This window comes from Acidobacteriota bacterium (genome assembly GCA_034211275.1).
Taxonomy (GTDB): domain Bacteria; phylum Acidobacteriota; class Thermoanaerobaculia; order Multivoradales; family JAHZIX01; genus JAGQSE01.
Genome location: JAXHTF010000036.1, coordinates 30616 through 42426, shown reverse-complemented (window position 1 = coordinate 42426; position 11811 = coordinate 30616). Strand labels below are relative to the sequence as shown.

The 11811-nt window shown below is 65.9% G+C and carries 6 protein-coding genes; 2 read left to right on the top strand and 4 right to left on the bottom strand.

Annotation, left to right across the window (positions count from 1 at the left end; all coding sequences use genetic code 11):
- The 3 genes from SX243_08485 to SX243_08475 form a co-directional block, all read right to left on the bottom strand.
- Positions 1-2387 (bottom strand): NACHT domain-containing protein (locus tag SX243_08485; protein MDY7092994.1); only part of this gene is annotated, 2387 nt, incomplete at its 3' end.
- Positions 2384-3943 carry a P-loop NTPase fold protein gene (locus SX243_08480; GenBank protein ID MDY7092993.1) on the bottom strand — a complete coding sequence of 520 codons (1560 nt, stop codon included), beginning with the start codon at positions 3941-3943 and terminating at the stop codon, positions 2384-2386. The genes SX243_08480 and SX243_08485, both read right to left, overlap by 4 nt.
- Before the next feature lie 278 nt (positions 3944-4221).
- A complete protein-coding gene (locus SX243_08475) occupies positions 4222-4440 on the bottom strand; it encodes a hypothetical protein (protein ID MDY7092992.1) in 219 nt (72 codons plus the stop codon).
- A gap of 336 nt (positions 4441-4776) precedes the next feature.
- Here SX243_08475 and SX243_08470 point away from each other — a divergent pair, with 336 nt between their 5' ends.
- Positions 4777-6717: a thiamine pyrophosphate-binding protein gene (locus SX243_08470; GenBank protein MDY7092991.1), complete on the top strand. Its 1941-nt coding sequence runs from the start codon at positions 4777-4779 to the stop codon at positions 6715-6717.
- A 57-nt stretch (positions 6718-6774) separates the two neighbouring features.
- On the opposite strand, the gene SX243_08465 is transcribed toward SX243_08470, so the two are convergent.
- The gene (locus tag SX243_08465; GenBank protein ID MDY7092990.1) at positions 6775-7980 is read right to left on the bottom strand and encodes an NAD(P)-dependent oxidoreductase; all 1206 of its coding nucleotides are present in this window, start codon (positions 7978-7980) and stop codon (positions 6775-6777) included.
- 195 nt (positions 7981-8175) lie between these two features.
- On the opposite strand from SX243_08465, the gene SX243_08460 reads away from it, so the two are divergent.
- Positions 8176-11775, top strand: a complete 3600-nt coding sequence (locus SX243_08460) for a CHAT domain-containing protein (GenBank protein ID MDY7092989.1) — start codon at positions 8176-8178, stop codon at positions 11773-11775.
- The last annotated feature ends 36 nt before the right edge of the window (positions 11776-11811 follow it).

Here is an 11811-nt window from a genome sequence, read left to right as displayed (position 1 = left end):
GTCGCCTGCTGCTCGAGCGCTGGCCAGCGCTCGAGCAGCAGGCGACCAAGGTCTGGTCCAGAGCTGTGGCCCTCACGCTGTCCACCAAGCGCCGAGGCAGCCAGGTCGACCAGGAAATACTGACTCAGCAGCTCTTTTTGCCAGCGGCTTCTAGGAGACTCCGCCTTGCTCCAGAGCGCCCTGTCCCCCGCCAGTGGGTCGTCCGCCAGACGCGGCAGCGGAATCGACTCATTAAGCCAAGAGGCCACCGCCGCCTCACGCAAGCTCCACGCTTCTACCACCCAGTACAGCGGCCGCGGATCCCAAACCTCCGGCCCTACGATTGCTCCTTGGAAAAGGGGATGGCGATCAGCGATCTGGCCCAGCACGTTGGACACCTCTTTCAGCGGAGGCTCATGCAAGTTCAGCGGCAGCGCTAGTGCCGCTGCCCAGCAATCCTCATTTTCCAGCCGAGCCCGGAGTGCTTCGACACCACTTTGTGGCCCGCCGGAGGATGATGCCTCCCCCTTCGACGCAGCTCCCAAGAGGCCCCGCTGTCGCCCGCCACCGCTGGAGGGCGCGGGACCGGCCGCCTCGGATACGACCTCCACCAAGCCTCTTTCTTTGGCAAGAGCCTCAGCCCATGCTTGCCAGGCAAGAATCAACCAGGGCAGGTTTGCCGAATTCCTGGCCAACCTCTCGATTCCATCCGGCCGATCAAAAGCTGCCGCATAGGCGTACCAGACCACCACCCAATACCGCCGCTCGCTCTCCCCCAGCCGCACCTCCCCACCCGCCAGCACCTGCGTCAACAGCTCGAATTGAGCTTCGTTCGCCAGATCGAGCTTGGCCAGCACCGCCCGGTGGCCGGTGTTCTGCGTGCGCAACGCATCCGCCGCGAGCAGCAGAAGACCTACCTCCTGCCAGCCATCCCGCTGGAGTCGAGTCTGCAGCAGCTCCGAGTCGATCACTCCTGCCTTGTCGGGATCGGCGCTGGCCTCATCGAGCAGGTAAATGGCCGCCAGGTACTCCTGAAAGCTCAAATGGGCGAATTGGTACACCCCCTCGGCGGTCTCTGCCAGCAATCCGGTGCGGGCGACGAAGTAGTCGGTGAGCTCCTTCGCATCCCTAATCTCGGCGTCGCGCAGCCGTTCCCCTCCGACCTCAATGGCCTGCCGCACCGTCTTGACCAAATCCTCCTTCGTCCACTGGAACCGCCGATCTTCCTTCTCGGACTTCTTGCGCGAACTCCCTTCCGTAGCTCCCTCGTGAGCTATGAAGGCGACCATCGAGAGCACCTGCAGCTTGTCCTGCCGACTCCAATTCCGACGGTCCTCTTCCGCCTGCGACCCCGGATGCCGAGATTGATCCTTATACTGATCCAGAACCTCTAGGTAGGCATCGACCAGCAGCGCATAGAGTTCCGCCCGGGTGTGGGGTAGCTGCCCACGGGTCCCGTGGACGAAGGCCAAAGCCGCCAGGTAGGCCGGGCGACGAGCCATGGGCAACAAGCGCTCAGTCTCCTGCTGAGACGTGAGTCGTTCGAGCAAAGACTGGGCCGCGCGATCCCGCTCCCCGGAGCGCATCGGCCGCAGCGCAAACCACTTCTTCAGATAGCTGCCGATCTGTTCCTTGGAGAAGGGCATGACGTGGAGCCGGAGCCCCGGCGGCAGCACCTTCTCCACCCCCTCATAGCCCGAAGGCCGTCCCGTCAACAGGGCGAGATTGGCGTCCTCACCTTCGAGCCATCGATGATCCCGTAGCGCCTTGAGGAAGCGCTTGCGCTGCTGCATCGAACCCAGCTCGTCGAGCCCGTCGAACAGGAAGATGCCCCAGCCACGGTCAAGGAACTCTCGCAGTGCCTCCGCGTCGAACGGCTCCTTCGATTCTTTCTGTACCTCCTTGAAGCACCAGGCCACCAACTTTTCGAGCTTGCCCAAGGCGCTGCTGGGGACGCTACGGAGCGGAATGGGGATGGGGATGCAGCCCTCGAACCACCGGTTGAACTCGTCCGGGACGCTTCCGCTGAGGCTGGCGATGACCGATTGGGTGAGTGTAGTCTTGCCGCTGCCAGGCTCGCCGGAGATCAGCAGAGTTCGCGTCTTCTTCACACGCCAAGCGGGACTGCTGTAGAGAACCTCCTCAGACACCTCCTCTCCGCTTGGCTCTTCAAGGCTCAGGAGCCAATCTTCCAGCTCCTTGCCCTGATTCTCCAGCTGCGTTTCGTCCGCCGAGTCCAGCAGCCTCTGGTCCGCAAGCTTCAGAGGAACGTAGATCTGCCGGAGCAGCAGCGGCTCATCGTCAGGGGCCAGCCCCGCGAGAGTGATGCGGCCATAGCGACGCTCCAGCCACCGGCGGTAGACGCCGCGGACTTTGAGCATGGCAGTGGTCGGTTTGGGCTCGCTCAAGTCTTCTCCTCAAGCAGCGGAGGCCCCAGCCGCAACAAGCGAGTGGCTCGAGCCTGAACAATTTCGGCAGTGATCTCGCCTGTCCCGAAAACCTCGTCTGTCCACTGCTCGCGGAACGCCCGATCACCCCTCAGATGATCTAGGCGCTCGATGAGCTCATCCACCACCAAATCCGTATCCGGCCGCTCGGGCAATTCCTTCAACCCTTGCAAATGATCAAAAGCGTGGCGAAGTGCGCGATGGAGGAAATAGTCCACGGGAGTAGGTGTATTGGGCAGGCTGCCGTCTGCCAGAATCTCGTGCAGATTACCAACATAGGATGGTTCGTAGGCGAGGAGACGGTAGACATCGGGGTGCACGGTGCGTAGATAGGTCAGGAGGAGATAGAAGCCAAAATCCTCGGAGCTCTTGCCTTCGATGGCCCACCCTGCGGATAGCCCACTCACAAAAGTCTTGAGCTTCCGCGGATTGGGCTCGACGAGTTCTTCGATCCGCCGCGCGAGCTCCCTGTAGGTCAGGCCGGTCGTGCTGCGGGTGAGGCCCGTAGCCTTGAGCAGCCCCACGATGAAAGCCTCCGGCTGCACCGGTAAAGGTACGTGGAGAGTGGACTGGAAAAGCTTCTCCAGATACTCCCGCGCGACTTCCTGCCCCTGCCCGAGAACCCCCTCCACCGCCCGCCGGGCCGCTGCGCCGTCCATACCTAGCACGAAGACACAATACGGCGTCTGGAGATAGAGCTTGATGGCCTCCAGCAGGTGTACCGTCTGCTGTTCTCCACAACGGTCGAGGTCATCGATGAAAATGACCAGCCTGCGCTGGACCACTAGCTCCCCGCCCTTGCCCGTAACGAAGGTGTTCTTCTCATTGGCGCCGAGCAGACGCCGGACCGCTTCCTCGAACAGAAGATTGAGGCGTTGGGCATCGGGAATCGCGCGAAAGTTTCGCTCATCCCGGCGCTTCTTGGACTCTCGCCAATTCTCCACATAACCGCTAAGACCTGAGACCGGTGGCAGGCCTTGGAGCGCCCCAAGAGCATTCGCTAGGGTATCGAGCAAGGGTAGGGCTGCCTCGACGGAGGTCTGCAGCGCATCGGCGAATTCTTTGCGGTGCTTGAGCAGACCGGTGAATTGCTCCTGAAGCTCCTGAAGCAGCCCGACGACCGGCTGCTCGGTCTGCTGGTGCTGCCACGGATTGAACCAAATGGGGACGACACGCGGATCGAGCTCGTCCTTTGCGATCTTGGAAGTCAGGCGACTCGCCAGCTGCTCGATCAAGAAGCCAGCCGACTCTTCGTAAAGCTCGTCCCAATCCTGCTGAATCTCTTTGGGCAATTCGCGGGTAGGTTTCGTCTGGGTAGCCAACGTAACCGCCAACGGCTCCCCACCCAACTTCGCCATCGCATAGCGCATCAAGCTGGTCTTGCCACTCCCCCACTTCCCCTGCACACACAGCGCATACGGCGGGCGGCAGGTGAGCACGCGGCGGGCGAGCTCGTCGCCGGCGGGCTGCATGCCCAAGGCTTTCAGGTCGAGAGTCCAGTGATCGTTGCCTGACATTCCTCACCTCTCTACAAAGACCGAGCCGCGGCGGGCGAAGCATGGTCGAGCGGTTCCGGGGGATCCCTTCGAGCATAAAGGATCGAGCATCCGAAAAGAAAAGCGTGCGCGGAAGCGATGGAGGATCAGCCCCATTCTTCGTAGAAACACAGCAGGAGAGAAGGTTAAGTGGGGGTTTGGGCGCGAGCGGGCGATACCGAGGGTTCACCCGGCCCTGCTCTTGGATTAGGAATACTCGCCGGCACGGCCGCAGCAGGCCCGTGCCGGCGAGATCGACCTCAGCCGTTGGGATCGATGGAAGCTCCCGTCTCACCGAATCCCGACCACCGGCCGTCCGGATCGATGGAAGCACCAGTGTCGCCGGTGTCGCTCGATGAAGCCTGAAGCTCGACGGCGTCACCGGATGCTGTTGGGCTGAAGGTGTCGGCCTCCAGGTTTGAGCTCAGAGCTCCGATCATCCCGACGCATAGAGCAAGAGTGATGACAAAAAACCGCATGGCTTTTTCCTCCTCGAGGCACCGAAGGGCCGGCGGTATGCCGGTGGGGATGATGCCTCTTGTTCCCCCAGGTACGCATGGGTACCCGCCAAGAATAAGAGGATTAGCCTTGCAGAGGTGCGAGGGGACTTCTGGTCACCGCCCTAAGGGAAGATCCTTGCCAGAAAGTCCAACTCTCTGGTGAGCATCGTAGGAGTTAGCCGAAGATGCCCGCGAGCTAGAAGATGCCCGCGAGCTATGGGGCTTCTGCCACAATGATCAGGCTGATTCAGCATTCCAGGCGAGGTGAAGAACCCGCGGTTCCGCTGGGAACCGTCACCAGGAGGAGCGAGAACCATGGGCGAGACGACCGTATGGCATCGGGTGGCGGGGTTGGAGGAGCTTCCGGAGGGGCGGGTGATGACGGTGACGGTGGGGCATTTGAGCCTGGCCTTGACCCATCACGAAGGCCAGTATGGGGCGCTGGACAATGCCTGCCCGCACCAGGGCGGGCCCTTGGGGGAGGGCTCCATCGAAGGGGGGTACCTGCGCTGCCCGTGGCACGGGTGGGATTTTTGCCCGCTGTCGGGCAAGCCACCGGGAGGCTATGACGACGGGGTCCAAACTTACCCCACCGAGGTGCGGGAGGACGGCGTCTACGTGGGGGTGCCGGAGGAGGAGCCGCGGGAGCGGACGGTGTCGGATGTGATGGTGGAGACCATGGTGGCGTGGGGGGTGACTCATGTCTTCGGCATGGTGGGGCATTCCAACCTGGGGCTGGCGGACGCGTTGCGGGTGCAGGAGGAGGCGGGAAAGCTGACCTTCATCGGCATCCGCCACGAGGGCGCCGCCGCCTTCGCCGCCAGCGGCTTCGCCAAGCTCACCGGGCGGCCGGCGGCGTGTTTGGCTATCGCCGGGCCCGGGGCCACCAACCTCTTGACCGGGCTGTGGGACGCCAAGGTGGACCGGGCACCGGTGCTGGCGCTGACCGGGCAGGTGAACACCCAGGTGTTGGGGCCCGGGGCGTTCCAGGAGCTTCCCCTGGCCGCCGCCTTCGACGCCGTCACCGGCTGGAGCCAGACAGTGCTCCACACCAGTCGCCACGCGGAGTTGGTCAACCTGGCCTTGAAGCACGCGGTGCAGCACCGGGAGGTGGCGCACCTGATCTTTCCGGACGAGGTCCAGGAGCTGCCCGCCGAGAAGATCCAGGCGTCGGGGCCGGAGGGGCGGCTGACGGATCTCCGGATCCGGCCGCCGGAGGAGAGCCTGGCGGCGGCGCTGGAGCGGCTGCGGGGGGCGGAGCGGCCGGTGATCGTGGTGGGCTACGGCGCCCGGGAGAGCATGGACGCCATCATCTCCCTGGCGAGCCGGCTGCATTGCCCGGTGATCACCACCTTCAAGGGCAAGGGGCAGATCTCCGACCACCACGAGCTGGGCTGCGGCGTGCTGGGCAGGAGCGGCACGCCCATTGCTAGCTGGTTCATGAACGAATGCGATCTGCTACTGGTCTTCGGCGCGTCGTTCTCCAACCACACGGGGATCACCCCCAAGAAGCCGGCGATCCAGGTGGACTTCGACCCGTGGCAGCTGGGGCGGGTGCAGAAGGTCACGGTGCCGGTGTTGGGGGAGATTGGCGTGACGGCGCAGCTGATGCTGGAGCAGCTGGGGGAAGACCTCGCCGCCGTCGACCAGCGGCCGGAGATCGCCGAGCGCTGGCAGCTGTGGCGCCAGGAGAAGGCGAGCCGCGAGGCGGACGACCGCGGCCGGGGCGTCAGCTCCGCTTCCCTCTTCGCCGCCAAGAACCGCCAGATCCCGGCCAACGCGGTGATCGCCGTGGACGTGGGCAACAACACCTACTCCTTCGGCCGCTACTTCGAATGCCGCGAGCAGAGCGTGCTGATGTCCGGCTATCTCGGCTCCATCGGCTTTGGCTACCCGGCGGCCATGGGGGCCTGGGCGGCGGCGCCGGATCGCCCCATCGTGGCCCTCACCGGCGACGGCGGCTTCGGCCAGTACCTGGCGGAGCTGACCACGGCGGTGAAATACAGCATGAAGATCACCCACGTGCTGCTCAACAACGGCGAGCTGGGAAAGATCTCCAAGGAGCAAAGGGCAGGCCAGCTGGACGTCTGGCAGACGGCGCTGCATAACCCCAACTTCGCCCAATTCGCCGAGAACTGCGGCGCCCTGGGCATCCGCGTCACCCGCGCCGCCGAGCTCGACGAGGCGCTGGAGCGGGCGCTGGCCCACGACGGCCCAGCGCTGGTGGAAGTGATGGCGGACGTGGGTTTGATCTAGCAGCCGGAGACGGGGCCCCCGGAACGACCACCCAGCCCCTCCCTCCAAAAGCAGCGCTCAGAGCGCCGTCACCGACACCCCGAGCACGTCGTCGGAGGAGTCCTCGAGGCTCCGAACCAGCTCCTCCGAAGGCTCTTTGGCCAGCTGGATGCGCGCCGAGGCGGCGCCGCCGCCGGCGAAGAGGATGTTTTCCATCTCCTGCACGTTGATCCCCGCCTGGCGTAGCGCCTGGAGCACGTTGGCCAGCACGCCGACGCGGTCGTGGTGGCGCACCACCAGGAGGTGAGTGGCCTCGGTGCGCTGGGCGAGGTTGACGCAGTTAGGCACCGTGCCCTGCTCCAGGAAGGTGGAGATCACCCGCACCGCCTCCGCAGCCACCGCCAGCTGAGCCTGGGTGGTGGAGGCGCCGATGTGGTGGGAGCCCTGGACGCCGGGGAGGGCGAAGATGCCGGGATCGAGCTCGCCGGTGCCGCCGGAGGGCTCGTTCTCGAAGACGTCGAGGCCGGCGCGCAGGCCGCGCTCCTTCACCGCCTGCTCCAGCGCCGCGGTGTCCACTACCGGACCGCGGGAGGTGTTGATCACCATCGCCCCGTCGGGTAGGGCGGCGAGGACCTCCTCGCCCACCAGGCCGGTGGTGTCGTCGTTGAGGGCCACGTGGATGCTCAGAATGTCGCTGCGCCGCGCCAGCTCGACGGGGCTGTCGGCGCATTCGATCTCCAGCTCCTCCGCCCGCTCGGGGGTCAGAGACCGGCTCCACGCGGCGACTTCGAGACCAAAGGCGCGGGCGCGGGGGATCATCTCCAGGGCGATCTGCCCCAGCCCCAGGAGCCCCAAGCGCTGGCCGAAGATGCCCCGGGCCTGCTGGAATTCCTTCTTGTTCCACTGGCCCTCCCGCAGCTCCACCGCGCCGTCCACCACCCGGCGGTCGAGGGAGAGGATGTGGGCGAAGGCCAGCTCCGCCACCGCGATGGAGTTCTTGCCCGGGCAGTTGGCGACGAAGATGCCGCGCTGGGAGGCGCCGGCGACGTCGATGGTGTTGACCCCGGCGCCGGCGCGCACGATGAGGCTGAGGCTGGGAGCGGCGTCCAGGTGCTCCGGCCGGACTTTCGTGCTGCGCACCACCAAGACCCCCGGCTGATGCTCCGCGAGGGCCGCCTGCAGGCTGTCGTCCGCCAGGGACGCGTCGGCGTGAACGGTGCAGCCCGCGGCGCGCAGCTGATCGAGACCTTCGGGGGGAAATTTGTCGGCGACGAGAACCTTCATGAAGAACCTCCGGGGGGTGTTTGCGGCGTACAGCGCCGATGATACCGAAGGCCTCGGCGTTCTCCGCTGACGGTCCTGCAACGTCGATGGAGCGGCAGATCCTTGTCCACTGAGGCTCGGGCCCCGGTAACATGAAAGGGAGAGCTGAAACACCCCATCGCCTTCCCGATGCGAAGGCCCATCCTGGAGAGCCCCATGGAAGAGCTGCCCACCCCTCCCGGTCTGCAAGCTGTCGAGAAAGCCTTCGCCGAGGGGCGCCTGGGCGACGCCCGCCAGCAGCTGTTGCGCCTGTCGGAGGAAGAACGCCAGATCCTCGCCGCCGAGATGGGAGAGGAGGCCGTCGCCAGCCTCACCCGCAGCGCCGCCCGCGGCGTGCACCGGCAAAAGCAGGGCCGCGTGGTGGTGATCAACGGCATCATGGGGGCGCTGCTGGACCGCCGGCTGCAGAAGGGCGATCAACGCATCTGGGTCAGTTTGTGGAAGCTCTTCAACGGCCATCTGAAACATCTGCGCATGGGACTCAACGGCGGGCCGGCGGATCCGGACACCCGCATCGTCATCGGCGGTCTGCACAAGAGCTATTGGCGGCTGCAGCTGGAGCTGGACAGCTTCTGGCACGTGCTCCCCTGCCCCTTCGACTGGCGCCTGGACATCGACCGCAGCGCCGAGGCGTTGGCGAAGCGCATCCGCGGTTGGGCCAAGGGCGAGCCGGTGCACATCGTGGCCCATTCCATGGGCGGGCTGGTGGCGCGGCGGATGATCCACCGCTTCCCCGATCTGTGGGAATCCATGGACGACGCCGACGGACATCACCGCGGCGGCCGCCTGATCATGCTCGGCACGCCCAACAAGGGTTCCTTCGCCATCACCCTGACCCTCACCGGCGAGGAGAAGGCGGTGCGACGCCTGGCGCTGGTGGACCGCAAACACGGCATGCGGGCAACGCTCTCGACCATCAGCACCTTCCACGGTCCCTACCAGATGCTGCCGTCACCGGAGGTCGAGGTGGGAGACGATCGCCAGCAACTCTTCGGCAGCACCGCCTGGGGAACCACTCCCCACCACCAGGAGCTGCTGGATCTGGGCGCTCGGTTCCAGCGCGAGATGGCCACCGTCGAGACTCCGGACCGGCTGATCTACGTCGCCGGTTACGACTACGACACGCCCCACCGCATTCGCGTCGACGGCCCGGGAGAGTTCAGCTACCAGCAGACCCGGGAAGGGGACGGGCGAGTCCCCCACGAGCTGGGGCTGCTCCCCGAGGTCACCACGTATTGGGTGCGGGAGATCCACGGCAAGCTGCCGGAGAGCGAGCACGTGCTCGAGGACGTCCACGAGCTGCTGGCCAACGGATCCGCCCAGCTCCTGCTGGCCTCCAAACCGACCCAACGCCGGGCTGTGGAAGAGCCGCGCTGGCAGTCTCCGGAAGAGATTCAAGACGAAGCCGCGGAGCTCGAGGCCACCCGCTGGGAATCGCTCTTGGAAGCCGCGACGGTCTTGGAACAGAAGCCGAGCCGAAGAGGAGAGGCGGCAGGCAAGGGCGACGAGGAAGGGGAGCCCCGCGAGCCGGAGCTGGCGGCCGCCGAGGCTCGGGCGACCCTCGAAACGTCCCTCACCGATGGCTGGCTCGGCGGCGGATCGCCCCTCTTGGTCCGCAACCTGGGAGCCCGCCCGACCCCACCGCAGGCCGAAGAGCGCCGCACCCCACCTCTCAAGCTGCAGGTGGACGTGGTGTGGGGAGACATCCGGCGGATCCCCGGCGATGTGTACTGCGTCGGCCACTACCACGGAGTTCCGCCGCAGCGTGCTGAGGAAGCCCTCGACCAGGTGGTCTCCGGAACCTGGGATCCGGACCCGCAGGCTGACGAGCCAAAGAACGAGACGGCGGCCCAGCGGCCCGTCCACGTCCTCGACGACCTCACCGCCCGCGGCATCCTCAGCGGCGAGCTCGGGCAGATCACCTTCTATCCCTGGGCATGGTCGGCCATCGAGAAACAGCGGAGCCTGGGAGAAACCTCGGGCGGGGAAAGCGAAGCCATGCCCACGGTGGCCATCGCAGGCATGGGCTACCCCGGTACTTTCGACGAGGCCCGGCTGCGGCGGCTGGCGCGCAATCTCTCGTGGACCATCGGCCTGCTGCCCCACGTGCGCACTGCCTGCACCGTGCTCATCGGCTCCGGCGACGGCGGCCTCACCGTCGGTGAATCCCTCCGCGGCATGCTCGCGGGCATGCGCGACACCCTCAGCGGCGGCATCTTGACCACCGGCCTCGAGGTCACACGGCTGCGCATCGTGGAGATTCAGCTCGACCGCGCCCACCAGATCCACGAGGAGCTCCTGATGCTGCAAGCGAAGTATCCGCAGGAGTTCCAGCTCGAGATCCGGGCCGACTTCTCACCCCAGCGAGGCGGCTGGCTGTCCGACGAGTACTGCCTGTCGCTGGTTCTCGGCGCCATCCACCACGCAGTGCAGGAGGGCGCCAGCCATGCCAAGATCCGCACCGCCGCCGAGGATCTGTTGAAACAGAGCCTGACCCAGAGCGACCAACGCCTACCCCAAGTGCTCAAGGCCCTGCGTGAGATCACGCTGGAGCGCAGAGACGGCGAGCAAGAGAAGGACTATCGGGATCGGCTGGCCACGAGCCTGCGGGTGCAGCGCCGCAGTGGACAGAATGAGAAGACCATGGCCGCCCGCATCTCCTTCATCAAGGACGGCAAGGCGCTGCGGGTCGCCGCCATTCAAAGCTCGGCGGTGATCCCGGAACGGGTGGCGAAGATCGATTTCCGCCTCATCGAAGAGCTCGTCGAGCGCCTGAAGGATCCCACCGTCGAGGACCTGGAAGAGTACAGTCCGAGCCTCGATCAGCTGCTGGTACCCCGCGACTTCCGTTCCAAGATCCGCTTCGGACAGAAGATGATCTTCGAGGTCAACCGCGATACCGCCCGCATTCCCTTCGAGATGCTGCCCAGCGATGCGGCGAAAGCCGGCGGCGAAGCCCCTTTCCTCGCCCTGTCCACCACCGTCAGCCGTCAGCTACGCACCACCTACAGCCCGCCGCCGGTGGTGAAGCTACCGACGGTGCAGCGGGCGCTGGTGATCGGCGATCCCGGCGATCCCAAGCGCGGCCATGACTTGCCGGGAGCTCGGGAGGAAGCGCGGCGGGCAGTGCGGATCCTGCGTTCGAAGGGATGGCATGTCGACGCCCTCATCGGCGTGTCGGTGGGGCGGGACCGACAGGGCGACGAGCCCGGATTCCCTCCCGCCACTCGGCTGGACGTCCTGCACCTGCTGAACAAGAACCAATACGATCTGCTCCATTACTGCGGCCACGGCGACTTCGATGCCAAGGATCCGGAGCGCGCCGGCTGGCGCTTCAAAGACGGCCTGCTCACCGCCGCGGAGCTGGAGAAGATGGACCGGGTGCCCCAGCTGGTGGTGGCCAACGCTTGCCTGACTTCCCGCATCTCCCAGCTCCTCCACGGCGGCACCTCGGCGGAGCGCAGCGAGATCGGTCTGCTCCCCACCCTCGCCGATGAGTTCTTCCGCCGCGGCGTGCGCAATTACATCGGCACCGCCTGGGCCATCAACGACGCCGGGGCGGTGCTCTTCATGGAGGAGCTCTACGGTGCCCTGCTGCCGAACGACCGGCCGCAGGGAGAGCCCCTCGGCGAGGCCCTGCGCATCGCCCGCAAGGCGCTGTGGGATCGACGGAAGATCCACGGCAGCCTGTGGGCCGCCTACCACCACTATGGGGATCCGGATTTGGTCTTCGAGCGGGGCGAGGAGCGGGAGTGACGAGGGGCTGGAGGGAGCTTCGGCGTGGGTAGGCGG

Coding starts and splice junctions, on each gene's coding strand:
- SX243_08480 (MDY7092993.1), bottom strand. CDS start 3,943: ATGTCAGGCAACGATCACTGGACTCTCGACCTGAAAGCCTTGGGCATG.
- SX243_08475 (MDY7092992.1), bottom strand. CDS start 4,440: ATGCGGTTTTTTGTCATCACTCTTGCTCTATGCGTCGGGATGATCGGA.
- SX243_08470 (MDY7092991.1), top strand. CDS start 4,777: ATGGGCGAGACGACCGTATGGCATCGGGTGGCGGGGTTGGAGGAGCTT.
- SX243_08465 (MDY7092990.1), bottom strand. CDS start 7,980: ATGAAGGTTCTCGTCGCCGACAAATTTCCCCCCGAAGGTCTCGATCAG.
- SX243_08460 (MDY7092989.1), top strand. CDS start 8,176: ATGGAAGAGCTGCCCACCCCTCCCGGTCTGCAAGCTGTCGAGAAAGCC.